The following is a 24,603-nucleotide window of genomic DNA, read 5'->3' on the forward strand; positions in this document are numbered from 1 at the left end:
CTTATATCCCTATGCCTTTTTTGCGCTGGCGAGGGACATGGGCCCCGTTTGTTTCCTGCGCCCCGTTGTTGACCCCGTTGATAACCACCTTTCTGGTATCCGCTGTAACTACCGGGCTGTAGGTTAGCTCCCGGCTACCCGGCCCTTCCGCCGTGATGACGGCCTTGCCATTCACTGGGGTCATATCTTTTACTTCCTTTGTGGCTTCTCCATCCGTGAACAGTTCAGGGTGCTCCGCCATCTGCCTTTTCTGGATGTCAAGGGTTATTTCCCTTTCCAGCCTTTCCGCTTCGGCCCTCGCGTTTTTCAATTCCTCTTCCTGTCCAAATGGTTTGGCTACGATGCGTTGCATCATGCCTATGTCCTGTTCCATTTCTTTGATCTTTTTTTCATACTGGGCCGTCAATGTCCCCACACGGTCTATGGCATTAATAAAGTACCTGGCAGCCAGTTTGGGATTGTCCACGTTTACATGCCCCTGGTTATAGGTGTATTTGATAGCGGATCCCGGACGTTCCGCATAAAAGGTATTGTACCGGCGGGTGTTGAGGGAACCTTCATCCAGGAGGCTTTCATGGTTGGCTTTGATAAAGAGTTCAAATCCATACAGGGACCCTATTTTCTTCATGCCGGCCCCGTCTTCCGTGACGGGTTTCCAGTGCAGGTACAGTTTGATCAGTTGTTTGCCTATCGTTTCCGGGTCATTGCCTGTTATTCCATCCAGTTGGATGGGGTTGGCCTTGCTGCCGTCTTTTTCAAAGCGCAGTACGGAAGTATATGCCTGCTTGTCTTCCCGGAGTATAGCCAGAGTTCGTTCTGCGTTGCCCCGTTCCGTTTCCAGGTTGTCCAGGTCGTATTTACTGCGGGTGGTTTCTTTCACATGCGCGTGTTTCAGGCTTTCCAGCACGGCTATCTTTTTGTCCAGCTTGGATTTTTCCAGCAAGCTGGTATCCCCGGAAAGGATGGCGATGTATTCGGAAAAATTCATCCCGCTCTTTTCATCAATCGCCCCTTCGTCAATACTGCGGACATTCAGCTCGTTGTTCTTCATCTGGGAGATAAAGAGCTGTTTGTTTTTCAGCAGGTTGAACTTGTAATTGTCCAATGACTGCTCCACGGCGTAGATAAAGTTCTTCACCTTATTCCCGTACTGTTCTTTGGCGACCCTGTTGCCCTGCCTGGCGCCCCGCCCGTTGCGCTGGTCGAGTTCAGATGGTTTCCAGGGTATATCGAGGTGGTGCATGGCTAACATGCGCTCCTGTACATTCAGCCCCGTCCCCGCCTTTTCGGTACTGCCGAGCAGGATACGCACCTGGCCTTTATTCATTTTCCCGTAGAGTTCCGGTTTACGCTTATCGCTCCAGTCATGGATAAAGCTGATCTCGTGGGCCGGGATACCATAATCCCGGGTTAGTTTGGTTTTTAATGCGTCATAGACATTAAAACCCTTACCGTTAGGTGTACCGATATCCGAGAAAACCAGTTGTGTTCCTTTATGCGGGCTGCTTTCAAAATAGATCTTAGCCACGTTCCGGGCGCAGACATTCACTTTACTTCCGGGATGGTCAGCGTAGTTTTCATCCACTAACCGCATATCCACCGCCATCTTTTTAGCGTAATTGGTGGCGATAAGCATTTTCGCCTTGTCTTCTGAATCTGACAGCGGGGCCCTGCCCAATAAAGTGCCGTCACCTGTTTTGGCGAACTCCATCAGTTTACGGATAAAGTCGGCCTGGTCAGGGGTAGGTGGGATATTGACCAGTTCTTCATCAATGGCCGGTTTGTCTAATTGTATATGGGCGGCGGTTTTATAGTCAGTGATCTCGTTATAGAAAAGAGCCAGCTCAGGCACTTTGATAAAGTGGCGGAACCGCTCTTTGGCGATGATCTCATTGGTGATGGAAAATTCAAAATCAGTCGTCTTCTTTGCGAACACAGCCGCCCAGCCGTCAAAATTCTCAATACGCTGCCGCTCCATTTCTTTCGGCCTCAGGTATTTGAAGATGAGGTAGAGTTCGGTCAGGGAATTGGAAATAGGGGTGCCGGACAAGAAGGTGGCGCAAAGGTCTGAATCAAACCGGTCCTGTAGGGTGCGGACAGCGAAAAGCAGGTTCAGTGCTTTCTGGCTGCCTTCGGTATTGCCCAGCCCCGCTACACGGTTGTGCCTGGTGGTAAAGCCCAGGTTCTTGAACTTATGGCTTTCATCAATAAAAAGGTGGTCCACACCCATCTGCCGGAAATCTATCCCTTCATCTTTTTTATCCGCTATCTTTTGTTCTATGGCGCGTAAACTGTTCTCCAGGTTCTTCTTGCGTATCTCCAGCCCTTTGAGCATTTTTTTGGAGATGTTATGACCCAGGCCCCGCAGCGTATCCAGGTCGCGCTCTACATTATCCAGTTCATTTTGAAAGATCTCTCTTTGTATATCTTTTGACTGCGGGATCTTACCGAACTGGTCATGGGTCAGGATGATGCAGTCCCAGTTGTTGTTTTTGATCTCGTGGAATAACCGGAGCCTTTTGGCAGGTGTGAAATCATTTTCCCCGGGTGAAAGTACCCTGGCTTTTGGGTAGGCTTTTCGGTAGGTCTCCGCTATCTGGTTGACATTGGCTTTAAGCGCCAGTATCATGGGTTTGTGGGCTATGCCCAGCCTTTTCATTTCACGGGAGGCTACTACCATGGTCAGGGTTTTACCCAGACCGACTTCATGGTCAATAAGGCCGCCCCTGTTCTGTATGATGCGCCAGGCGGAGTTTTTCTGGGAACTGTACAGGTCTGAGATACCCAGGGCTTTTTTGTCCAGCCCCGGGAAACTTAAATGGCCGCCGTCAAATTCCCGGAGGCGGTAGCAGTTGAAGGTATCATTGTACAGCTGCTCTAATTTGTTTTTTTCTTCCGCGGGCAATTCCCGGAGCCAATCCACGAACCCCTTGCGGAGGCTTTCTATTTTCTGGTGCGCCAGTTGGGTAGCCTCATTGTCCGGGCGGCGGATCTTTTTGTCACCGATCTCCACTTCATAGGTGAAATACGGGGCGGTGTTTTCCAGGGCATGTTCCACCAGTGTAGCGGCATACATATTCCTGCCGCTTTTGGGCCTGATGGCGTATTCTTCATAGGTCTTGGGGTTGCCGCCTTCAAAATCGACTTTGAAGCTGTCTATAGAGGGGAAATAGGCGACACTGTTATCCAGTTCAAAGACTTCTTTCAGATAGCTGCTGTAATGCTCAGTAGGTATCCATCTTTCCCCAAGGTTGAAATCCAGCAGTTCAAAAGGGATACGCTCCGGCTGCGCATGTTCCAACGCGGCTACGCTTTTGATGAAATAAGGGTTGTCCGGCTGTTGCCGTGTGATCTTACTGGCCGCTTCCAGTTTTTCCACTACGTTGCCGCTTAAAAACTGGTCGGTGGTCTCCCAGCTGTTGCTGACAGGGTTCAGGTAAATATGGTGTTCCAGCCCGGAGAGCAATTCAAATTCTTCCTGCCCCGTCATACGCTGCATATAAGGAAGGTCCACCACGCCTTTGTCATTGAGGCAGCGTGCCAGGGCTTCCACTGGATTATCCGTGGTAAAGGTTTCAGTGCTTTGTGCTAATGATTGCTGCAGCACATCAGCCTTCACGAACCGCTCCCCCTCTCTTCGTTCCAGGGAGGCGAGCATGGAAAACCCATAGGCGCCGTCTTCGGTAATGCGCAGGCTGTTATTGGGTTGGTTAAAGAGGCCATATACCGATACAAACCTGTCATACAACTCATTGAGCTTTGCCCGCTCAGATGCTTCATCCCCGCTTTCTCCCGTAGTCAACCTCAGATAGCAGTCCCTTATTTCCGTGTACCGCCTGTAAAAATCTATATCCTCCTGGCGGGGAAGTTCTGTAAAAGTACCGGTGCGGTTTTCTTCGTCCATTTCGGATAGCAAACCCACTTTGCCATGCCGTACCATCAGCATATTGTCCTTATGGAAACTACCCAGACCCTTTAAGGGATACTGTTCCAATTGCGCCAGCCCGAAGGCCGCTTTCAGGCTTTCGTCCCCCCGGTAGATATAGTCATAGCCGAACTGTTGCAGCGCATGGGCTATATCCGCCAGTTCCTTTTTCAACCCTTGTGCATCCAGCCATACAGGGGGACAGGTGATCTCTTTGAGATTGGAATGCAGTTGATATGCATACTTTCCCGAACCGTTTTCCTGGGCGGTGATCAATACGATACTTTCATGTTCCGGCCTTGCTGTAGTGGAAATGGTACTGATGAGCCTGATGGATTGCGGCTGCACTTTCCGCTCATCAGCTTCGCTGATATAAGCCATCGCCCTTCCCGTGTTTTCAGCCGGGGCGGCATCAAACAAACCCAGTTGTACCCTGGTATGGGTGGGACGGGATGGCGGCACAGGCAGCAAGGTCAGTTTTTTATGTTCATTACGGGCTTCTAAAGCCAGGCCGATATACAGGTTTTGAAAAGCTTCCCGGTTAAGATCATGCTGTAGCCGGATGGACAGCTCGTTGGCGATGGGTATGCCTGTTTCGTTGATATCCCCTTCCTGCCTGACTACCTGGGTAGCTTGCCCGTATTGGTTGGTGCCCGGCCTTACTACATTGCCTGTGATAAAATCATGTTCCCGAAGGGCTACCAGGCTGTTGATGGTATAACGTCCGTATTCGTTGCTCCTTTCCTGTGTCTCCAGCAGGAAACGCTCATTGGAGGATAAGGATTGTTTGGACGTGTTTTTCTGAACGACCAGCAAATGGCTGGGGGCTTCCGTTCCGCCCGTATCACTCATCAGGTTGTCCGGTAAAACATGCAGGCTGATGAAATCGGAATTACCGAACAGGTATTCCCTGGCTTCTTTGTTGGACGGGCTGTTCAGGAACGCGCTGGTGGTGATATAGGCCATAATACCGCCTTCACCGAGTTTGTCCAGCCCTTTGGCGAAAAAATAATTATGGATCTTGCCTGAAATGGCTTTGTCCGGGTAACCCGGGTCATAGACAGAAAAATTACCAAAGGGGATATTACTGACTACCAGGTCATAGTTGCCGTTTTCGGATGCAGGTGTCTGTTCCAGCCCGCAGATATGTACGTTAACCGGCACCTCGCTTCCGCTGTTCAAGGCCTGAAGTACCTTACCTGTTAGAATATCTTTTTCTACGGCGGTTACCTGTTGCAGCTCCGGGAATGTTTTTACGGCTTCGGTAATGAATATACCCGCACCTGCGGACGGTTCGTAGATCCTCTGGGGATGGATGCCGTTTTCTTTCAGGGTATTGTACAGGGTTTTCGGAATGACGGGGGGCGTATAAAAAGCGGATAGTACACTTTCCTTCAGGGAGGCTATTACTTTTCTATATTCCTGTTCTGAAAAATGTTCCCGCAACAGGCGGTGCAGCTCCATCATGGGGGAATGCAGACGCAAATCGGCTTCGGTAGCCCCGATGGCTATCCATTCCTCCTTGCTGCATTCCGGGTACAGTATGGCTTTGATGCCGCCAAATCCCGCATAGGCGCTGAGCAAAGTCTTATCGGCTTCATTCAGCTTTTCGCCCGGCTGATGCCCAAGGGCGATGCGTATGGCCGCTATGTTGCCATTCAGTTTATGTAATGCATTGTATCCCATTCTTCACTTTCCTTTCCGCACACAATTCACTATTTCAACCACTATCGTGGTTTGCCTTAACCTGTGCCTTTGTTCTCCAGGTAGGTACTGACCGTCCCGATGATGATGTATCTCAGGTGCCTGCTGTTTTCATTAGCTTCGCTGAACCCAAATTCATCAAAATAGGGGGCGCAGGCCCTGGTCATGTTCACCACTTCATAGGTAAGCACCCCCATATCCCTTAAGCGTTCATAATCCTCTTCAAACTCTTCTTCCAAAACACCCATCACGTAGTTGTACCTGGAAGGGCGCAGCGAAGCGGTCATTTCCCGCAGGCAGGTTTCCTCGATGATATAGCCCGGTTTACCATCCCCGAGCAGTTGTTCCAGTAATGGTTGGACCGAGGACACCTGTTGGTCCAGGTATTGGGTCAGACCCCTTCGGTCCTGCAGCTCCAGGAACAGGTCCATATTATTCTCTGCCAGGTAAGCCCTCAGTTTAGATTTCAGCGATTCTTTCATTGTTAATCGTCTTTGGTAACGGCTCAAATGTACTAAACCCCAAAGAATGACTGGATTACGGTTGCTACTACGACTAAGAATACGCAACTGCCAAACCAGGCCGCCGCCACTTTGCCGGTGTCCGGGTCACCAGCATTCCATTTCTGGTAGACTTTGACTGCGCCAATAAGTCCCAGCAAGGCACCTACTGCATACATCAGGTTGGTGCCGGCAGCGAAGTAGCTCCTGACCTGCCTGTTAGCTTCGTTGATGCCGGCGATGCCGTCCTGTGCCATTGCCTGAATTGTAAACAGCCCGAGTATCATTGAGCCAATGGCAGCTTTCAGTTTGGTTCTTGAAATGTACTGTTGTCTCTTTTTCATGTTCTTTAATATTTGGTTTGTTCAATAGTCCTTTTAAAACTCCCGGTATTCCCCATCCCTTACGGGGGATAAGGAACCCGGGAGGTGGCTGCCCAGGTCCTTTCACACCTGTCTTTCCTCACATCCCGGGCAGCCTTATTGCCGGAGCAGTGTCCTCCATTCCTCTTCCAGTTCCTCTTCACTGAACACCGCTCCGCACAGCTCTTCGGCATGTGTGATAATGAAATTGGTAACGGCAACCCGGTAGGCGGGCTCCCGAAGCCCGGTATAGCTGGACAGTACAGGCCGCATCTGCTCTAATAGCATAGCCTTACCTGCCCCTTTCCCCGCCCTCCCGAGGATGCCGTGTAATTCCGCAACCACTGCCTCCAGCTCTTCAAAGGGATCTTTCTCCCTGGCAGCCGTCTCCTGTTCTGCTTCCCTTTTCCCTTCCAATGGCTGCCTGAACCTGCCGGAGAGCAGGGCGCGGATTTCTTTCCTGTAATACATGACCGCTATCACCGTGTAGTAAACCGTAGCCAGTATCCCGACTGCGGCGAAGTATTCTTTCCAGGTTATTCCTTCCAACATGACATTTGTGTTTAGATTGAAAAGGCTATTTGTGCCTTATTGACAAAAGCAAATGTGGGGTGGTTTGGAAGGTGTTTTTTACACCGCCATGGTAGCTACCAAAAAAAAATAAATTATTTGATCCATGTTTGTTTAATCTATATGGATATATGGTAATCTCTTCTACTTCCTCTGATCCTTATTTTTCGTGGATAATCTTTGTTGCCATTTCATGTTCTAAGGGTCAATTTTATCAATAATAATATTTTATAACAAATTTGTTAGATTGTACTAACTTATTACTTTTGTTAATCTAATATTTTTATTATGAAGAGTTTTATTTTGATATTTATTTTCTGTGCGGTTTTAGGCTGTGAGAAAATCATACCCGAGCCACCAGCAGAAAACGAAATTCTGGACGGCCCTTTGCAAGGGTTGAATACAGCAGAGCAGGCTCAATTTCTGGCCGGGGATGTGGCTTTTAATGATGAGGTATTTTCCACTAGCTCTGGTCTGGGGCCAACATTTGTGGCTACTTCCTGCGGAAGCTGCCATGCAGGGGATGGAAAAGGACATCCCTTTACCACGTTGACACGTTTTGGCCAGACTTTGCCCAATGTCCCTCCCAATTTGTCAATTGGTGGCCCTCAGCTACAAAACAGGGCGATACCAGGATACACTCCTGAAAAACTTCCAGAAGGTGTCCCCTATATGAAGATGACACCTCCGGCTGTAACCGGGTTGGGTTTGCTGTCAGCCCTTACAGATCAGCAGATCCTAGCCTATGCCGACCCTGACGATCTGGACGGTGATGGAATTTCGGGAGTTCCCAATTATGTCAATCCGCCTGATTACTTTGTCCCAAAGTGGTTTCACCGGGAGGTAAATGGCCGGTACATCGGGCGTTTTGGTAAAAAAGCGGCTGCTATTGATCTTCAACAGCAGACAGTCACCGCCTACAACCAGGACATGGGCATTACCTCCACTTTTGAGCCTGTTGATCCATTTTCAGGATTTACGGTCGATCCGGAGGTGAGTGACCAAACGATCAGAGATGTGGTTTTTTACCTCAGGACGCTCAAAGCCCCCATCCAGCGCTCCAGGGAAAACCAGCAGGTGATTCGAGGTAAAGCCTTATTCAATCAAATCCAATGTGGAGCTTGTCACATTCCTCAATGGACTACACCGTCATCGGATATTGCCTCCATTTCGAACAAAACATTTTACCCTTACACTGACCTCCTCCTGCACGACATGGGGGCTGGTCTGGATGATGGTGTAACGGAAGGCTCTGCCGAAACTTACGAATGGCGAACACCTTCCCTTTGGGGTTTGGGCCTTTCGCCGGTCTCACAGGGTGGAAGTTACTTCCTGATGCACGATGGCCGGGCAGGAAGCATTGAAGAAGCTATCCTGATGCATGGAGGGGAGGCCCTAAACAGCAAGGTGCAGTATGAAGCACTAATGCCAGTTGAGCAACAAGCATTGATCAAATTTCTGGAGTCCCTATAAAGCATCTGATATGTACCGGAAAAAATTTTTGAAAACATGCGGTTACGGTTGTCTTGCTCTTTTGGGAGGTTCCACTTTGCTGGAAAGCTGTGTGGGAACAAAATACCTTCAGGTACCATTTGAGGGAGAATTTTTAACCGTACCGATAGATGCTTTTACTTATACCAACAAAAAGATTCAGGGTTTTAGAAAATATATTGTCATTCATAATGAACAACTGCAATACCCGATTTGCGTTTACCGCTTCTCTGAAGCAGCATATTCCGCACTTCTGATGAAATGTACCCATCAGGGCACGGAACTTCAGGTATTTGGTGACCGCCTGCAATGCCCGGCTCACGGAAGTGAATTCACCAATACCGGATTCGTACAAAACGGCCCTGCAGACAGTCCCTTGCGAACCTTCCCGGTTCGGATCGAATCAAACACTTTAAAAATCGACTTAAAATGAAAAAATATTTACTTCTTCCTGCCATCCTGTTTTCTTTTGGAACGAAAGCCCAGATCGACAGTACCCTGCTGACAAGAACACCCGTTGACACCTCCGGTACTCAAACCATGAACATGGATGCAGTCTACAACCGTCCGTTTCTTCAGTTGGGCAATTTGCCTGCCTCTATTGGCGGCTATGTAGAGGCTGATTATCAATACATGGGTGAAGATGGGATCACTGAGGGGCACAGTTTTCGGATTCCCCGCTTTACCCTTTTTGTGGCCTCCTCCATTCACCGGAAAATTAAGTTTCTCTCAGAGATAGAGCTGGAAGAAGGTGGAAAGCAAATATCCATCGAGTTTGCAGCTCTGGACATTAATTTCCATCCGCTATTTAACCTCAGAGGTGGTGTATTAATGAATCCCATCGGGGCATTTAACCAGAATCATGACGGGCCTAAATGGGAATTTGTGGATCGGCCCATTGCCATGACCAATATGCTGGCAGCCACGTGGAGCAATGTCGGATTTGGACTGTATGGTAAATACTACGCAAAGGATTGGGCATTCGGCTATGAAGCCTACCTGACCAATGGATTTGACAACAGTATCATCAACAATGATCAAAACAAAACATTCCTTCCTGCCTCCAAAGAAAATGCTGAACGTTTCGAAGAAAGTAGTAATGGCCAGCCACTGCTCACCTTTAAAGTAGCCATTAGAAACAATAAGATTGGCGAAATCGGGCTATCCTACATGGGGGGCATTTACAACTCCTTTGAGGAAGACGGCCTGGTGCTTGACAGCAAAAGACGTCTGGATGTTGTAGCACTAGACTTCAACACGACCATTTCCGTAACCAATACCTACCTGGTAGGCGAATGGGCGTGGGTAATAGTGGATGTACCGGAGACCTACAGTCAACAGTTTGGCGACCGGCAGCAGGGCGGCTTTGTAGATATAGTGCAACCTATTCTGAGGAGAAAGCTGGCTGGCTTTGATAAAGCGGTTTTGAGCCTGGCTTGCAGGTTGGAATATGTGGATTGGAACGTGGGCACCTTCATTGAAACTGGAGGTAATATTTCGGATGATCTTTGGGCAGTAGTGCCGGCAATCAGTTTCCGTCCGGCACCTCAGACCGTCCTTCGATTAAACTACCGTTATATTCAGCAGCAGGATATTTTGGGCAATCCGCCGTCAAAAATTGGAGGTGTGCAAGTTGGCTTGTCTAGTTATTTTTAAATGTTGCTACAGTGCCGAGATTAAAAAATTGCAATACCCTTGCACCGAAATATAACCTATATTTGATGCAAAATGAATTTTATTATATCCATATCATTTGGTTTGCTATTCTTGATGCAGTCAATGTGGCCTAATATGGATATATGCTGTGAACTGCAAAAACTTCCTAATCTTTTTGATCACTATGAAGAACACAAAAAATTTGACGGTGATTCTTTCTTTCAGTTTTTAGTTGAGGACTACCTGAATAATTATGGTGATGACCAAGGCCATCACGATGATTCTGATCATGATGACCTTCCATTTCACGGTCAGCACCAGTGCTGCCATGGTTATATCTTCATAGCTCCACCCATGGAACTTTTTGAGTTGTCCACACTTAATTTTTCTATCCAGATAAGAACAGGTATCTATAGTTTTTCTCTTTGTTCTGAGTACTCAGAATCCCCCTTCCAGCCCCCCAAGGCCTGATTTACCGGACACTTTAAAATGAGCCTTTATTTCATCGCACTGCGCAATGAAGTAAGGTATTGTTTTTTCTATTGCCGTCCGGCATCCCTCTGACGGGCATTTTCGCCCCATTCAATTCATTAAATCAGGATACAAAATGCAAAATAAATGCTGGATAAAATCATTCAATTTTCAGTCAAGAACAAACTGATCATTGGCCTGCTTACGCTGGGCCTGATCATTTGGGGGGGCTATTCACTGACGAAGCTTCCCATTGATGCCGTACCGGATATTACCAATAACCAGGTGCAGGTCATCACTACTTCTCCCTCACTGGCTGCCGAGGAGGTAGAACGTTTAATTACATTCCCCATCGAGATTACGATGGCCACCATTCCCGAACTGGACGAGATTCGTTCCTTTTCCCGCTTCGGACTGTCAGTAGTGACCATTGTGTTTAAAGAAGATGTGGACGTGTATTGGGCTCGTCAGCAGGTAAGCGAACGCCTGACTGATGTACAAGCTCAAATCCCACTAGGAATAGGTCAGCCGGGCATGGCGCCCATCACTACCGGACTTGGAGAAATCTACCAATATGTAGTGGGAACAGAGCCGGGTTATGAAGATCAATATGACGCCCGTGAACTGCGTACGATCCAGGACTGGATTGTGCGCAGACAACTCCTCGGCACTCCGGGAGTAGCCGATGTAAGTAGTTTTGGAGGCTACCTCAAACAATATGAAATTGCCATTGATCCCGACAGGCTCAAGGCCATGAATGTTTCCATTACCGATATTTTTCAGACACTGGAAGAGAACAATGAAAATACCGGAGGCGCATACATCGAGAAAAACCTGAGTGCCTATTTCATTCGAAGCGAGGGATTGGTGGGTGACCTGGACGACATCCGAAACATGCTGATCAAGAACAACGAGAATGGGATTCCTGTCCTTATAAAAGATGTCGCCAAGGTGCAATTGGGGAGTGCTGTAAGGTATGGAGCCACTACCCGCAATGGTGAGGGCGAAGTGGTGAGTGCCATTGTGATGATGCTAAAGGGAGAAAATTCAGCGGAAGTCATTGAAAATGTAAAAAGCCGGATTGCCGAAATCCGCAAAACTTTACCTGAAGGCGTGACCATCGAACCCTTTCTGGACCGCACCAAACTAGTCGATACCGCCATTGGCACAGTTTCCAAAAACCTGGCAGAAGGCGCGCTGATCGTAATCTTTGTCCTCTTACTGTTGCTGGGAAATCTTCGGGCTGGCCTGATCGTAGCCTCTGTAATTCCCCTTGCGCTCATCTTCGCCTTTGGCATGATGAACCTCTTTGGTGTTTCGGGTAACCTCATGAGCCTGGGAGCGATTGACTTTGGGCTAATCGTAGATGGAGCGGTAATCATTGTGGAGGCCACCTTGCACCATCTGGGCTTGTTGAAACTGGGCAGGAAACTTACCCAGAAGGAAATGGATATGGAAGTGTATCAATCTGCCAGTAAGATCAGGAATTCAGCCGCTTTTGGGGAGATCATCATCCTTATTGTGTACCTGCCTATTCTGGCACTCGTGGGTGTAGAGGGAAAAATGTTTGGCCCAATGGCACAAACGGTGAGCTTTGCCATTCTTGGGGCTTTTATTCTTTCACTCACTTATGTGCCCATGATGTCGGCACTTGTACTGAGCAAAAAGACGGAATACAAGCCCAATATTTCAGACAAGATCATGGGCTTCTTCCACCGCTTGTATGATCCGGCCATTCGTTGGGCTATGCATAAACGACCATTGATGTTAGGTTTTGCATTGGGATTATTTGGGGTATCGCTTTGGGTATTTTCCAATATGGGCGGTGAATTTGTGCCTACCCTGGAAGAAGGCGACTTTGCTGTGGAGACCCGGGTAATGACAGGTAGTTCATTGCAAAACACAATCAATGCCACAACTCAGGCAGAAAAAATCTTATTGGAACAATTTCCTGAGGTTACACAAGTAGTTTCAAAAATCGGAGCAGGTGAAATACCCACTGATCCTATGCCTGTAGAAGCCGCAGATTTGATGATCATTCTTAAGGATAAGGAGGAATGGGTAACTGCAAGCAACCGGGAAGAGCTGGCCAATGAAATGGCCGAAGCTTTGGAAGTGATACCTGGAGTGACCTTCGGTTTCCAGCAGCCAATTCAAATGCGTTTCAATGAGCTGATGACCGGGGTTCGTCAGGATGTGGCCGTAAAAATTTACGGAGAAGACCTCAACGAGCTTTCTGAATATGCCCAACAGATTGGTCAGCTTGCTTCGTCTGTAGAAGGTGCAGTAGACCTGTACATAGAGGAGGTCACGGGTATTCCGCAAATCGTCATTAACTACAAGAGAGACCAGCTGGCCAAGTATGGCCTGAGCATCCGGGATGTAAACCGATCGGTACAGGCAGCCTTTGCCGGGGCTTCCGCAGGATTGGTGTATGAAAATGAAAGACGTTTTGACCTTGTGGTCAGGCTGGATAAGACCAACCGGGAGGATGTGGAATCAGTTCGCAACCTCTACATCGCCCGCAAAGATGGACACCAGATTCCGCTGCATCAGGTGGCAGAAGTGGAAATCAAAGAAGGGCCCTACCAAATCCAGCGGGACGACACCCGCAGACGAATTATTGTAGCTTTCAATGTACGTAATCGTGACGTAGAAAGCATTGTGACGGAACTTCGGCAAAAAATTGATGAATCCGTAGTGTTCGCTCCGGGCTACACGGTTACCTACGGAGGTCAGTTTGAAAACCTCGTGGAAGCCCGTGAACGCCTTGCTTTTGCCGTGCCTCTGGCCTTGTTACTGATTTTCGTTTTGCTCTATTTCACTTTTGGTTCCATCAAACAGGGCCTCCTCATTTTTACAGCCATCCCACTTTCTGCCATCGGGGGCATCTTCGCCTTATGGCTAAGGGATATGCCTTTCAGTATATCGGCAGGCGTTGGCTTCATTGCCTTATTTGGGGTGGCCGTACTGAATGGAATCGTACTGATCAGCGAGTTCAACCACCTGAAAAAAGAAGGGGTCACAGATATTTTCGAGCGGATTTACAAAGGGACAAGCATACGTCTGCGACCAGTGATCATGACGGCTTCCGTAGCTTCCCTGGGCTTTTTGCCTATGGCGCTTTCCCAATCAGGGGGTGCGGAAGTTCAACGTCCATTGGCCACTGTGGTTATTGGCGGCTTAATTACAGCAACCTTCTTAACGCTTGTGGTGCTGCCCATCCTTTACTACTATTTTGAAAGAGGAATAAAAGTAAAACCGCGAGCAGTAGCACCTTTGTTGATCACCGGTCTGTTTTTCTTCCAGTTTACGGAAGTAAAGGCGCAGGAACCACCGGTTAACTACCACACGTTGGATGAGGCAGTTCAGGTAGCAATTCAAAATAACCCTAACCTGAAAGCAGCAGACCTGCAAACCCAGCAGGAACGGGCGTTAAAAGGGGCAAGTTGGAACCTGTCTAAGACCAGTTTCAGCCTTACGCACGGGCAGTACAACAGTGTTTACAATAATGATAACCAGTTCAATATTTCACAATCCATAGCCTTTCCAACGGTTTATGCCAACCAAAGCAAGTTGGCCAAAGCGAGAATAGAAGCCAGTGAGTGGCGAAAAAACGCCACCCAAAATGAACTGGTGCAGCAGGTAAAAACAACCTGGTATTTCCTCTGGCTGGAGAAAAGCAAAAGACAATTGTTGCTGGAGCAGGACAGCATTTACCAGCGCTTCGTAAGGGCTGCCAACCTTCGCTACGAAACAGGGGAAAGCAACCTGCTTGAAAAGGCCACAGCCGAATCGCAGGTCGCTGAGATCAAGGCCATGCTGCAACAAAGCTTGTCTGATATCGAGATTTACCAGACGCAGTTACAAACCTTACTCAATGTAGAAAGTCCGGTGGACATCACGGTTGGCAATCTGGAAGCAAGAGAAAGTAGTGCACTAATCGATACGCAGGGCATTGCCAATAACCCTACCCTGGCATGGTTCCGCCAACAAATGGAGGTGGCCGAAACGGAAAAATCAGTAGAAAAGTCTCGACTACTGCCAGACCTGACAGTGGGTTATTTTAACCAGTCACTCAATGGGCCGAATCAAGACCTGGATGGCAATCCGGTCACATTCACACCCAGCGACCGTTTTACCGGTTTTCAGGTGGGTGTGGGCATTCCCCTTTTTGGAGCAAAAGCACAAGGGTCGGTCATCAAAGCTGCTGAACTCAGGAAACAGGAAAGTGAAGCACGGCTGCAAGCTATAACAAATGAACTGCAAGGCAGATTCAGGTCGCTCGTTCAGCAGTACCAAAAATTTCAAACCAGTCTCGATTACTATGAGCAAAACGCCCTGCCTCAGGCAGAGCTAATTCTCAACCAAGCTCAAAGAGGTTTTGAAAGAGGGGAAATTGGTTATGTGGAATACATACAGGGACTCAACCGGGCTTTAACCGTTCGGTTCAACTACCTGGACATCCTCAACCAATACAACCAAACCATCATTCAGATCGAGTTCATCTCAGGCATTCAATAAAAAAGAAATCAACAATGAAAAATACATTCAAATACATCAAAAGCATCTCAATGGTTTTTCTCCTGGGATTGACCATTGCTTCCTGTGGTTCAAAAAACGAAGGAACAACAGAAGAGCACCACGAAGAAGGTGAAAATACTGTGGAACTTTCGCAGGCACAATTTGAGCAGGCGGGTATCAAAATAGGAAACGTGGAACAGCGGGTTATAGGCTCAGAACTTAGGGTCAACGGAGTGATTGACGTGCCTCCGCAAAGCAATGTTTCCATCAACATGCCCTATGGTGGCTTTGTGAAATACACTGAAATGCTACCAGGCAGCAAAGTGAAAAAAGGTCAGCTTTTGGTGGTGATTGAAAACCCGGAGTTCATCCAATTTCAGCAGGATTACCTGGAAGGCTTAGCCAACCAGGAATTTCTGAAAGCAGAATATGACCGTCAGAAGGAGTTATTTGATGAAAAGGTAGCCTCCGGCAAAGCCTTTCAACAGGCAAAAAGTGACTTTCTGGCCAATGAAGCTCGTATCAAAAGCATGGAGGAAAGGCTGAAATTAATCGGTTTCAGCATCCCCAAGATCAAAGAAGGTAACGTTTCTACGTCCGTCAATATTTATTCACCGGTAACAGGCGCTGTTCGTGAGGTGTACACCAACGTAGGCAAATACATCAACCCACAGGACGTCATCATGGACATTACCAACTCCGAAGACCTGCACGTGGAACTCACCGTTTATGAGAACGATATCCCACGGATCAATGAAGGTCAACGTATCCGTTTTGCCCTTGCAAATTCACCCGATGAGTGGCGTGAGGCCGAAGTATTCCTGATAGGTAGTGGGGTCAGGGAAGACCGTTCCGTAACCGTACACGGGCATTTGAAAAAGATGCATGAAGACCTGAAGCCGGGCATGTATGTAGCTGCCCGAATCGAAACCGACAGTAATGAAGTGCTTGCTGCTCCGGAAGTCTCTATTGTGCGGTTTGGCGGCAAACAGTACGTTTTTTCCTATGCGGGTAAGAAAACAGAGAACGGTGAAACCGTACACGATTTTGAAATGCTGGAAGTCATTAAAGGATATACTGAAGACGGCTATACCCAGATTTCGTTGGCAGATACAACGAAGGACTTGAGTACCATTCAACTGGTCACCAAAGGTGCTTTCACCTTGTTGGCTAAAGCCAAAAATACCGAAGAAGAAGGAGAAGGACACGGACATTAAAATGAATCATCCTTATGATCAAAGAACTCGAAGATAAACTCAAGCAGAAAGACATCCGACCAACAGCCATGAGGCTGTTGGTGTTGGAAGCACTGGCAGGTCAAGAGACGGCCATCAGCCTTTCCGACTTGGAAAAGGCCTTTGAAAAGTCAGACCGGGTGACACTATTCCGCACCCTGAAAACCTTTCAGGAAAATGGACTTGTGCACAGTATCGATGACGGTACTGGAGCGCCTAAATACGCCCTATGCGAAGAGGGATGCGAGTGTAATATCGAAAGGGACCTGCATGTGCATTTTCATTGTCGGGTGTGTAGCGAAACCTTCTGTTTGCCCAAGTATAAAATCCCGGAAATTGAACTGCCAAGCATGTTCAAAGGAGAAGAAGCCAACTTAGTAGTTAAGGGGATTTGCGGGAAATGTGCAGGATGAATATTGCAAGTACTATGCATTGGGTTTACTAGTAATTTTAAGTCAAACATCCAATGAAATGAAACCATGCAACATGGAAAACTTCACAACTTAGGATGATTATACGGATATGAAATTTAACATCACCACGCCGAATGGCTTAAAGCCACATTATCAAAAAGAACTGGATGCATATCGGGATAAACTGGGGAAGTGGTTTTTACAGGAAGCTTGGCAGCATCTGGAGCGGGCCCACATCCTTGGTCAGCCCTATCCTTACCAGCACTCTGAAGTGCATTGGCTCATGCTTCGGATTGGTTTTAAAATCAAAGACTGGAAGGAAATACGGGGTCAGATTCTCAGGCTCTTTGTAGGCGGAGTAAAATCCTTTGTAGGGAAAATACCTGTAGGGAATACTGGGGGCGCCAATGTTCCGCCTCTCTTGCCTATGGAAATACCAGCAGATCTGGAGGCAATAATAAATCAGTTCAAAAAATAAAATAGTCCTAAAGAATGACCGCTCTACTCACCGGTACCATTATGCTCAGTCTCCTTCATGGACTGATTCCCAGCCATTGGCTGCCGGTGCTGGCCCTGAAAGAAAAGTTTGGATGGGAGGGAATCAAGACGGTTCGCATTGCGGCGATGGCAGCTTTGGCTCACTCGCTGAGTACCTTTTTGTTAGGAGTGTTTTTGGGTTTATTCAGCTTGTCACTTTCTGAAAACCTACACACTTACACCCGTTGGGTCATTCCTGGATTGCTTATAGCCATCGGCTTATATTTTGTCATTCAACACCACCGTCACCACCACTTTCACATTGCTGAAAAACAAAAGCTGGAAAAAGCAGGAGCAGCGCAGGTTGTGACTTTGCTGGTATTTACCATGTTTCTTTCGCCCTGCCTGGAAATTGAAGCCTACTTCCTTATGGCAGGAACTCATGGCTTTCCAATGATCCTAGCTGTGGGACTGCTCTACACCATTGTTTCCGTGTTAGGGATTACTTTTTGGGTTTACCTGGCCCAAAAAGGGCTGCACCGATTCAACTGGCACAAATTGGAACATAATGCAGGACTGATTTCCGGTGGCATACTTATTCTCACTGGCATCATTTCCTTTTTCACAGATTAAAACAGATTGGACGATGACTAATACAAATCACTTAGACGATAAAGCCTGCTGCAGCACTGACCAGCATCCAGGCAAACCAAAAAAGGAAGAGGAAAAAACCTCTCCAACTTTTCTGCAAACTTGGGGAAGTGGTATGGTGAGCTTTGTCATGCTACTTGCTGGAATTGCCGCTGACCAGTTGGGACAGCCTGCAATTTTCCAGGGATGGATTCGCATTGGCTGGTATGTGCTGGCCTATTTGCCCGTGGGATGGCCGGTGTTGGTCAAAGGCTGGAAGTCCATCATAAAAGGTGATGTGTTTACTGAATTTTTCCTCATGGGCATAGCCACATTGGGGGCGTTTGCCATTGGGGAATATCCCGAGGCGGTTGCGGTGATGCTTTTCTATGCCATCGGTGAGTTGTTTCAGGATGCGGCCGTGAACCGGGCCAAGCGAAACATCAAAGCCCTGTTGGACATCCGCCCCGATTCGGCTTCGGTTTTTAGAGGTGGCCAAACTGTGGTCTTACACCCCGAGGAAGTACAAATTGGGGAAACCATCCAGGTTAAACCCGGAGAAAAAGTACCCCTCGATGGGGAAATGATCAGTGAAAAAGGCAGTTTCAATACCTCCGCCTTGACCGGCGAAAGCAAACCTGCGACCTTCAACAAAGGAGAAAATGTACTGGCTGGAATGGTGAATCTCGATAGGCTGATTGAATTGAAAGTTATCAGACGGTTCAATGAAAGTTCAATTGCACGAATCCTTGAACTAGTCCAGAACGCCACCTCACGCAAGGCAAAAACTGAACAGTTCATCCGTAAGTTTGCGCGGGTCTATACACCCATTGTCACCTTTCTGGCCATAGGCTTGGCCTTCCTGCCTTATTTTTTTGTGGAAGACTATGTGTTTGAAGCATGGCTTTACCGGGCCTTGATCTTTTTGGTGATCTCATGCCCCTGTGCGTTGGTCGTTTCTATCCCACTGGGTTATTTCGGAGGGATAGGCGCAGCTTCCCGCAAAGGCATCCTATTCAAGGGTTCCAACTTTCTTGACCTCATGACAAAAGTCAATACTGTGGTAATGGACAAAACAGGTACGCTGACCAAGGGAGTGTTTGAAGTTCAGAAAGCCGTGACCATGGACGGTATCACAATAGATTGGCTTAGTCTCGCAGCAGCAATGGAAAGCAAATCCACCCATCCCATCGCAAAAGCCATTACAGAATATACTAAAAAGCAAGGAGGAGGAATTTCAGAACCCGAGCAACAGGAAGAAATAGCCGGACACGGCCTGAAAGGAAAAGTAAATGGCAAGCATCTGCTGATTGGCAATCAAAAACTGATGGACAAGGAAGGGATCGTAACCTGTGCCGATGCTGTCGGAGAGGTCAATACCGTCATCCATGTAGCAGTGGATCAAAAATATGCCGGTTACCTGGTGATAGCAGATGAACTCAAAGAGGATGCTGCCCAGGCAATCAATGCATTGCACAAATCAGGAGTTCGGGAACTGATCATGCTGTCAGGAGACAAGAATGCAGTGACCCAACAAGTGGCAAAATCACTCGGAATAGATAAAGCCTTTGGTGACCTGCTTCCTGAGCAAAAGGTAGAAAAAGTAGAAGAATTGAAAAAGGATACCAGCCGTGTCATCGCTTTTGTGGGGGACGGTATCAACGATGCTCCCGTCCTTGCTCTGGCGGATGTGGGCATGGCCATGGGCGGGCTGGGAAGCGATGCAGCCATCGAAACGGCCGATGTTGTTATCCAAACAGATCAACCCTCCAAGATTGCCACAGCCATTCAGATAGGCAAACAGACCAAACGGATCGTATGGCAAAATATAGGCCTGGCCTTTGGAGTGAAGCTTATTGTGCTGGCACTGGGAGCCGGAGGCCTGGCCACCATGTGGGAAGCCGTCTTTGCTGATGTGGGAGTGGCGCTGTTGGCAATTTTAAATGCGGTAAGGATACAGAGAAACTAAATCGCGATGAAATATTTAAGCATTTTCTTAAATAAGAATAATTCCTTAGCTTTGTTAAGCAAATGCTTAAATACGAAGTTATGAATACATGTATCCGTGTCTTTGCCGATAGCGACCAGATCAATAGGTGCAGGAAAGACTTGAAGAGCAAGGAAGAAGGCTTTTTAGAACTGGCAGATGTGCTGAATCTAGCTGGTAATGCTGTTCGCCTCAAAATCCTATATCTTCTGAAACAGGAAAATGAACTTTGTCCGTGCGACTTGTCAGACATCCTGAGCATGACCGTGCCGGCCGTCTCCCAGCATTTAAAAAAGCTGAAGGATGCTGGGATCGTGACGACCAAAAAATCCGGACAAACCATATTCTATTCAGTAGAAGGGCAAAGTCAGCGAATCATTTCATCAGTGCTCGATTTGTTTAATCTCCCAAATTCAATTCCAGCCCTATGATACCCCATGATCTCACCCAAAGCATAAAAGTTTCCTTAAAAACAGCAACTGGTCAACTGGGATACATCCTTAGCAAATTAGATGATGCGGACCAGGTTGAAAATATCCTTTTGCAGCTAAAAGCTGTGCAGTCCATGCTTGCTAAGACTACTTACGAGTTATTGGATGATGCCTACAGGAAAGCACTAGCAGAAAGGATCTCGTCAGCTTACCAGAGCTGCCCTGGTAACTGTGGTAATGAAGAAACAATAGAAAAGCTGAGAAAACTATTTCCAGAGCTTAGACTCGAAGAAGTGCCTGAAAAACTACGAGAAGCCCGCATGGTGGAAGAAGAATTGAAGAAATTTTTATCCGAACGTTTGGACACCCCCTCCCCCCGTGACTGACCTTTGGAGAGATGTTTCATTAAAATAGATTGATATGAAAAGTAAACTCATGATTTTCGCCACAGCGGGTATTCTCGCAATTGGTGGCCTTGCTTACGGGATCAACTCATCTCCAAAAGCTTGTCCTTTGGAAGGTACTCCAGATTGTCCAAAAGTTAGCTGCCCTTTGGCAGGCACTCCGGAATGTCCTTATGATTTGAAAGTGGCGGAAGTACCCGCCTGCTGTAAGAAAAAGTAACTGGGAGGGCGCAGAGCCCTTCTTTTTTTGAAAATTAAGTATATGAAAAATTCCCTTTTAACCAGCGGCCTTTTAGCTGCTTTAGTAAGTTCCCTTTGCTGCATCACCCCGGTGCTGGCACTGGTAGCCGGTACCACCGGCCTGGCTTCTACTTTCTCATGGCTCGATCCTGCAAGACCCTTTTTTGTCGGCATCACAGTGGTTGTATTCGGCTTTGCCTGGTATCAGAAACTCAAACCAAAGGCCAAAGAGGAAAAAGAATGTGCCTGTGAGGAGGACCTTCAGCCCTCCTTTTGGCAAACAAGAAAGTTCCTTTCAATAATCACGGTCTTTGCTGCCCTGATGTTGGCGTTCCCGCTTTATGCTCACATTTTCTACCCTAAATCTGAAAAGCAAGTGATCATCGTTGATAAGTCAGACATTCAGACCGTAAATTTTCAAATCAAAGGCATGACTTGTCAAGGGTGTGCAGCGCATGTTGTGCATGAAGTAAATAAGCTCAGCGGCATCCTGAATGTAACCGCCTCCTACGACCAGGGCAATGCCATCGTAGAATTTGATAAATCCAAAACGGATGTCCTTGAAATTGAACAAGCCATCAACTCAACCGGATATTCAGTGACCAATAAAACAGAGAAATAAATGGAAATCATCTTAGAATCTACCATCACTTGCCCCAACTGCGGACATCAGAAAGAAGAAACTATGCCGACTGACGCCTGTCAGTATTTCTATGAATGTGAAAACTGCCACCAGGTGCTAAAACCAAAGGAAGGGGATTGCTGCGTGTATTGCAGCTATGGTTCAGCACCTTGTCCACCAGTACAATTGGATTCTGATCAAGCATGTTGCTAGGGTAGACAATGCTTTATGTGACATACATCATGTTTTGACATGTGCAATGTCATAGCCCTCTCAATAACCGTTGCGTACTTTCGAGTCATATTGAAGGGGATAACAAACATATACCCCTTCACTAGATGGCATTTTACATCAAAAGGCTCATGAAGCGCAACTTATATATCGTCCTGCTCATTGCAATGCTCCTCCCTGGCAAAGGGATGGCAGTGTTTCAGCACTTTTGCGGGGGCGAACTGATTAGCTTCGAGCTTTTTCTAAAACACTACGAACCATGCTGTGACGATCACAGCAACCCTTGTGATGGCTGTGAGGATCAGGAAGCCATCTTCTCTCTCGATGATTTCAGGACACCTCATTCTGACATTCTGGTCATTGATTTTTTACATGCGGCAATGGCTCAGCCATCTTTCCATTTGCCTTCTACACATTTTTTCGAGTCAAGAAACTACACAACTCCTAAAAAGGCTCCCCCCGGCTGGTCAGGGCGGTATCGCTCTATCCTGTTCCAGTCATTTCTTCTTTAGCTGACATCTGATTATCAGTTAGTTGCCGGGGTTACGAAACCCTTGGGCAATGTCGGAAATAGTTCAGTATAATATAACTGCTCCGGGATATCCGAACAGCATTAGACACGATCTATCTGACAAAACTATCATCAAATTTCTTTAATCAGACTTTCAACAAAATGTTAAAATCATGAAAACGTTTCATAAAATTCAATTGGTATTCATTGCCTTGACACTGATAGTGATCAATACCACATACGCCCAACAACGAGGCTTGCAATATTTCAGGCCAAACGATAAAAACGGCCTGAATGTATTTGAGCCTTCAAAGGAAGATACCGTTGCTTTTGACGGAGTAAAAGTCCGGGTAGGGGGTGATTTCGCCATGCAATTTCAGGGCCTTAACCAAAGTAATGATGCTGGTACCTTGGTTGAGCTTGGTTCCGATTTCAATTTGCCTTCAGCTAACCTCAACCTTGACGTTCAGGTAATGGAAGGTGTTCGGATGCACCTCAGAACCTATCTTTCTTCCAGAGCACACAACGAAGCATGGATTAAGGGCGGATACATGAGAGTGGATAATTTTGACTTTGTTAAACCCGGGTTTCTGGACGGAGTGATGAAATATGCAAGCATCACCATAGGGTTAGATGAGTTCAACTATGGAGACGCACATTTCAGGAGAACGGACAATGCGAGAGGTATTTTCAACCCTTTTGTAGGAAATTATCTTATGGATGCATTCTCCACTGAGGCATTCGGAGAGCTTACAATTCAAAAGAATGGTTTATTGGCAGTGGTCGGGTTGACAAATGGCAAGCTAAATCAAAATGTAACTGTGAACGACAATACAGACAATAAGCCTTCTTTCTTCGGTAAGTTGGGGTACGACAAACAACTGAGTGAGGATTTGAGGGTACGATTGACCGGATCCTGGTACATCAATAAAGGTACCTCAACTGGCACATATCTCTATGGTGGAGACCGAGGAGGCTCTAGGTATTACAATGTGCTTTTTACAGTACCGGATGTGGATGGCAATACCGAAGGTGGCCCTCGTGATGGTCAGTTCAATGCCAGGTTCACAAAACTCACAGCCTTGCAGATTAACCCATTCATCAAGTACAAAGGCTTGGAGTTCTTTGGTATTTATGAGCTGGCTGATGGAAGCAATGAATTCACAACACCTCAAGCTGACACAGAGGGTGCATTCACACAAATAGCAGCTGAGGTATTGTATAGGTTTGGAGCTGATGAACGTTTCTATCTTGGGGGTAGATATAATACAGTAACTGGTAAAATGCGTGAAAGTGCCACAGAAGATTTGGAAATCAGCAGGGTCAATTTTGGTGGAGGCTGGTATCTTTCAAAGAACGTTTTAACAAAAGTTGAGTACATGAAGCAGCAATATGAAGGCAATGCTTGGACAGGGCGTTTTGCCGGGGCTGAATTTAGTGGAGTCGTGGTTGAAGCGGTGATTAGTTTCTGACGGAACTCCCGTGTGGATGAGTTCACCCACACGGGGTTCTTTTCATTCCTGATCATTCCTGAATAAGAGATAACGACTTTAAAAATAAGCATCAACAGACCAAAATTTTTAGATGGAAAATAAATCTCAAACATCTACATATTGAGGTATTTGAAATACAAACCATCATTTTTGATATTAAAATCGAACATTCTAAACTAAATTTCGTAAATTCACTTTAGACTTTTACCATAGTGCAGCGTTTTAGAAAAATATTGGCCATCATGCTTTCAGCCTTAGTGTTGCTCAGTTCAACGAGCCTCACTTTTGGCTTGCATTTTTGCATGGGGCAATTGGAGAACATTGCACTTTTTTCAGGTGCTGAGCCCTGCGAAATGGCCACACAGAAATCACCTTGTGCCACGGATAAGCATGATCCAGATTGCGAACATCAGCAGGTCACTAAAAAGGGTTGTTGCGAAGACCAGACTGTAGTAATGGAAGGACATGAAGACCTTACCCAAGTGTCCAAAGTTGCGGTTCCTGATTTTCAAATGATCGCAGTTCTCTACGCTGTGGTATCCTTTCTTTTCAGCGCTCCTGCTGTTGATTATTATTCGTATAACGATTATTCCCCCCCTCTGATTGAGCGTGACATACCTGTGCTCGTTCAATCCTTCCTTATTTAAGCTCTTCATTCAATTCTTTCACTTGGCATAGCATTCTGCTGCGCCACAAGTGCATGCATTTGTATGCGCTCAAGTCAAT

The 24,603-nt window shown here is 47.0% G+C and carries 22 protein-coding genes; 18 read left to right on the forward strand and 4 right to left on the reverse strand.

The features are described from left to right. Nucleotide 1: 1 nt before the first annotated feature. From ID165_RS23530 to ID165_RS23545, 4 genes are all read right to left on the reverse strand, one after another. A complete protein-coding gene (locus ID165_RS23530; protein WP_192347859.1) occupies nucleotides 2-5,611 on the reverse strand; it encodes a helicase-related protein in 5,610 nt (1,869 codons plus the stop codon). A 56-nt stretch (nucleotides 5,612-5,667) separates the two neighbouring features. Then, nucleotides 5,668-6,111: a hypothetical protein gene (locus tag ID165_RS23535; protein ID WP_192347860.1), complete on the reverse strand. Its 444-nt coding sequence runs from the start codon at nucleotides 6,109-6,111 to the stop codon at nucleotides 5,668-5,670. A gap of 32 nt (nucleotides 6,112-6,143) precedes the next feature. Next, nucleotides 6,144-6,416 (reverse strand): DUF4134 domain-containing protein, encoded by a 273-nt coding sequence (locus tag ID165_RS23540; protein WP_225587162.1) that lies wholly within the window; start codon nucleotides 6,414-6,416, stop codon nucleotides 6,144-6,146. 192 nt (nucleotides 6,417-6,608) lie between these two features. Continuing rightward, a complete protein-coding gene (locus tag ID165_RS23545; RefSeq protein ID WP_192347862.1) occupies nucleotides 6,609-7,043 on the reverse strand; it encodes a hypothetical protein in 435 nt (144 codons plus the stop codon). A gap of 306 nt (nucleotides 7,044-7,349) precedes the next feature. Between ID165_RS23545 and ID165_RS23550 the strand changes: the two genes are divergently transcribed. The 18 genes from ID165_RS23550 (at nucleotide 7,350) to ID165_RS23630 (ending at nucleotide 24,524) form a co-directional block, all read left to right on the forward strand. Beyond that, nucleotides 7,350-8,534 carry a di-heme oxidoredictase family protein gene (locus ID165_RS23550; RefSeq protein ID WP_192347863.1) on the forward strand — a complete coding sequence of 395 codons (1,185 nt, stop codon included), beginning with the start codon at nucleotides 7,350-7,352 and terminating at the stop codon, nucleotides 8,532-8,534. Between the two features lie 10 nt (nucleotides 8,535-8,544). Beyond that, nucleotides 8,545-8,985: a Rieske (2Fe-2S) protein gene (locus ID165_RS23555; RefSeq protein WP_192347864.1), complete on the forward strand. Its 441-nt coding sequence runs from the start codon at nucleotides 8,545-8,547 to the stop codon at nucleotides 8,983-8,985. Continuing rightward, nucleotides 8,982-10,208, forward strand: coding sequence for a hypothetical protein (locus tag ID165_RS23560; protein WP_192347865.1), 1,227 nt, complete (start codon nucleotides 8,982-8,984; stop codon nucleotides 10,206-10,208). Before ID165_RS23555 ends, ID165_RS23560 begins: the two co-directional genes overlap by 4 nt. A 72-nt stretch (nucleotides 10,209-10,280) precedes the next feature. Further along, a complete protein-coding gene (locus ID165_RS23565) occupies nucleotides 10,281-10,679 on the forward strand; it encodes a hypothetical protein (protein ID WP_192347866.1) in 399 nt (132 codons plus the stop codon). A gap of 147 nt (nucleotides 10,680-10,826) precedes the next feature. After that, the gene (locus ID165_RS23570; RefSeq protein ID WP_192347867.1) at nucleotides 10,827-15,203 is read left to right on the forward strand and encodes a CusA/CzcA family heavy metal efflux RND transporter; all 4,377 of its coding nucleotides are present in this window, start codon (nucleotides 10,827-10,829) and stop codon (nucleotides 15,201-15,203) included. 14 nt (nucleotides 15,204-15,217) lie between these two features. After that, nucleotides 15,218-16,420: an efflux RND transporter periplasmic adaptor subunit gene (locus tag ID165_RS23575; RefSeq protein WP_192347868.1), complete on the forward strand. Its 1,203-nt coding sequence runs from the start codon at nucleotides 15,218-15,220 to the stop codon at nucleotides 16,418-16,420. A 14-nt stretch (nucleotides 16,421-16,434) separates the two neighbouring features. After that, nucleotides 16,435-16,851 (forward strand): Fur family transcriptional regulator, encoded by a 417-nt coding sequence (locus ID165_RS23580; RefSeq protein ID WP_111390978.1) that lies wholly within the window; start codon nucleotides 16,435-16,437, stop codon nucleotides 16,849-16,851. A 109-nt stretch (nucleotides 16,852-16,960) separates the two neighbouring features. Further along, a complete protein-coding gene (locus ID165_RS23585; RefSeq protein ID WP_192347869.1) occupies nucleotides 16,961-17,329 on the forward strand; it encodes a DUF3703 domain-containing protein in 369 nt (122 codons plus the stop codon). Nucleotides 17,330-17,343: 14 nt separating this feature from the next. Next, nucleotides 17,344-17,961, forward strand: a complete 618-nt coding sequence (locus ID165_RS23590) for a hypothetical protein (RefSeq protein WP_077353380.1) — start codon at nucleotides 17,344-17,346, stop codon at nucleotides 17,959-17,961. 13 nt (nucleotides 17,962-17,974) lie between these two features. Continuing rightward, a complete protein-coding gene (locus tag ID165_RS23595) occupies nucleotides 17,975-19,927 on the forward strand; it encodes a heavy metal translocating P-type ATPase (RefSeq protein ID WP_192347870.1) in 1,953 nt (650 codons plus the stop codon). 80 nt (nucleotides 19,928-20,007) lie between these two features. Beyond that, a complete protein-coding gene (locus ID165_RS23600) occupies nucleotides 20,008-20,376 on the forward strand; it encodes a metalloregulator ArsR/SmtB family transcription factor (protein ID WP_225586882.1) in 369 nt (122 codons plus the stop codon). Beyond that, entirely contained in the window at nucleotides 20,373-20,762 is a 390-nt protein-coding gene (locus ID165_RS23605) for a metal-sensing transcriptional repressor (RefSeq protein WP_192347872.1), read from the forward strand. The genes ID165_RS23600 and ID165_RS23605 overlap by 4 nt, the downstream gene beginning before the upstream one ends. 34 nt (nucleotides 20,763-20,796) lie before the next feature. Next, entirely contained in the window at nucleotides 20,797-21,000 is a 204-nt protein-coding gene (locus ID165_RS23610) for a hypothetical protein (protein WP_192347873.1), read from the forward strand. A 42-nt stretch (nucleotides 21,001-21,042) separates the two neighbouring features. Further along, nucleotides 21,043-21,642 (forward strand): mercuric transport protein MerTP, encoded by a 600-nt coding sequence (gene merTP / locus ID165_RS23615; protein WP_192347874.1) that lies wholly within the window; start codon nucleotides 21,043-21,045, stop codon nucleotides 21,640-21,642. Further along, nucleotides 21,643-21,855: a GDCCVxC domain-containing (seleno)protein gene (locus ID165_RS26810; protein ID WP_073094976.1), complete on the forward strand. Its 213-nt coding sequence runs from the start codon at nucleotides 21,643-21,645 to the stop codon at nucleotides 21,853-21,855. It abuts the gene before it with no gap. Between the two features lie 149 nt (nucleotides 21,856-22,004). Beyond that, on the forward strand, nucleotides 22,005-22,385 hold the full coding sequence (locus ID165_RS23620) for a hypothetical protein (RefSeq protein ID WP_192347875.1): 381 nt from the start codon (nucleotides 22,005-22,007) through the stop codon (nucleotides 22,383-22,385). A gap of 172 nt (nucleotides 22,386-22,557) precedes the next feature. Continuing rightward, nucleotides 22,558-23,856: a hypothetical protein gene (locus ID165_RS23625; protein WP_192347876.1), complete on the forward strand. Its 1,299-nt coding sequence runs from the start codon at nucleotides 22,558-22,560 to the stop codon at nucleotides 23,854-23,856. 263 nt (nucleotides 23,857-24,119) lie between these two features. Then, nucleotides 24,120-24,524, forward strand: coding sequence for a hypothetical protein (locus ID165_RS23630; RefSeq protein ID WP_192347877.1), 405 nt, complete (start codon nucleotides 24,120-24,122; stop codon nucleotides 24,522-24,524). The last annotated feature ends 79 nt before the right edge of the window (nucleotides 24,525-24,603 follow it).

The organism is Algoriphagus sp. Y33 (assembly GCF_014838715.1).
In the GTDB taxonomy this organism is placed as follows: Bacteria; Bacteroidota; Bacteroidia; order Cytophagales; family Cyclobacteriaceae; genus Algoriphagus.

What these genes read in the sequence shown, in the direction of transcription:
- ID165_RS23530 (WP_192347859.1), bottom strand. Translation starts at nt 5,611, where the DNA reads ATGGGATACAATGCATTACATAAACTGAATGGCAACATAGCGGCCATA.
- ID165_RS23535 (WP_192347860.1), bottom strand. Translation starts at nt 6,111, where the DNA reads ATGAAAGAATCGCTGAAATCTAAACTGAGGGCTTACCTGGCAGAGAAT.
- ID165_RS23540 (WP_225587162.1), bottom strand. Translation starts at nt 6,416, where the DNA reads ATGATACTCGGGCTGTTTACAATTCAGGCAATGGCACAGGACGGCATC.
- ID165_RS23545 (WP_192347862.1), bottom strand. Translation starts at nt 7,043, where the DNA reads ATGTTGGAAGGAATAACCTGGAAAGAATACTTCGCCGCAGTCGGGATA.
- ID165_RS23550 (WP_192347863.1), top strand. Translation starts at nt 7,350, where the DNA reads ATGAAGAGTTTTATTTTGATATTTATTTTCTGTGCGGTTTTAGGCTGT.
- ID165_RS23555 (WP_192347864.1), top strand. Translation starts at nt 8,545, where the DNA reads ATGTACCGGAAAAAATTTTTGAAAACATGCGGTTACGGTTGTCTTGCT.
- ID165_RS23560 (WP_192347865.1), top strand. Translation starts at nt 8,982, where the DNA reads ATGAAAAAATATTTACTTCTTCCTGCCATCCTGTTTTCTTTTGGAACG.
- ID165_RS23565 (WP_192347866.1), top strand. Translation starts at nt 10,281, where the DNA reads ATGAATTTTATTATATCCATATCATTTGGTTTGCTATTCTTGATGCAG.
- ID165_RS23570 (WP_192347867.1), top strand. Translation starts at nt 10,827, where the DNA reads ATGCTGGATAAAATCATTCAATTTTCAGTCAAGAACAAACTGATCATT.
- ID165_RS23575 (WP_192347868.1), top strand. Translation starts at nt 15,218, where the DNA reads ATGAAAAATACATTCAAATACATCAAAAGCATCTCAATGGTTTTTCTC.
- ID165_RS23580 (WP_111390978.1), top strand. Translation starts at nt 16,435, where the DNA reads ATGATCAAAGAACTCGAAGATAAACTCAAGCAGAAAGACATCCGACCA.
- ID165_RS23585 (WP_192347869.1), top strand. Translation starts at nt 16,961, where the DNA reads ATGAAATTTAACATCACCACGCCGAATGGCTTAAAGCCACATTATCAA.
- ID165_RS23590 (WP_077353380.1), top strand. Translation starts at nt 17,344, where the DNA reads ATGACCGCTCTACTCACCGGTACCATTATGCTCAGTCTCCTTCATGGA.
- ID165_RS23595 (WP_192347870.1), top strand. Translation starts at nt 17,975, where the DNA reads ATGACTAATACAAATCACTTAGACGATAAAGCCTGCTGCAGCACTGAC.
- ID165_RS23600 (WP_225586882.1), top strand. Translation starts at nt 20,008, where the DNA reads ATGAATACATGTATCCGTGTCTTTGCCGATAGCGACCAGATCAATAGG.
- ID165_RS23605 (WP_192347872.1), top strand. Translation starts at nt 20,373, where the DNA reads ATGATACCCCATGATCTCACCCAAAGCATAAAAGTTTCCTTAAAAACA.
- ID165_RS23610 (WP_192347873.1), top strand. Translation starts at nt 20,797, where the DNA reads ATGAAAAGTAAACTCATGATTTTCGCCACAGCGGGTATTCTCGCAATT.
- merTP (WP_192347874.1), top strand. Translation starts at nt 21,043, where the DNA reads ATGAAAAATTCCCTTTTAACCAGCGGCCTTTTAGCTGCTTTAGTAAGT.
- ID165_RS26810 (WP_073094976.1), top strand. Translation starts at nt 21,643, where the DNA reads ATGGAAATCATCTTAGAATCTACCATCACTTGCCCCAACTGCGGACAT.
- ID165_RS23620 (WP_192347875.1), top strand. Translation starts at nt 22,005, where the DNA reads ATGAAGCGCAACTTATATATCGTCCTGCTCATTGCAATGCTCCTCCCT.
- ID165_RS23625 (WP_192347876.1), top strand. Translation starts at nt 22,558, where the DNA reads ATGAAAACGTTTCATAAAATTCAATTGGTATTCATTGCCTTGACACTG.
- ID165_RS23630 (WP_192347877.1), top strand. Translation starts at nt 24,120, where the DNA reads ATGCTTTCAGCCTTAGTGTTGCTCAGTTCAACGAGCCTCACTTTTGGC.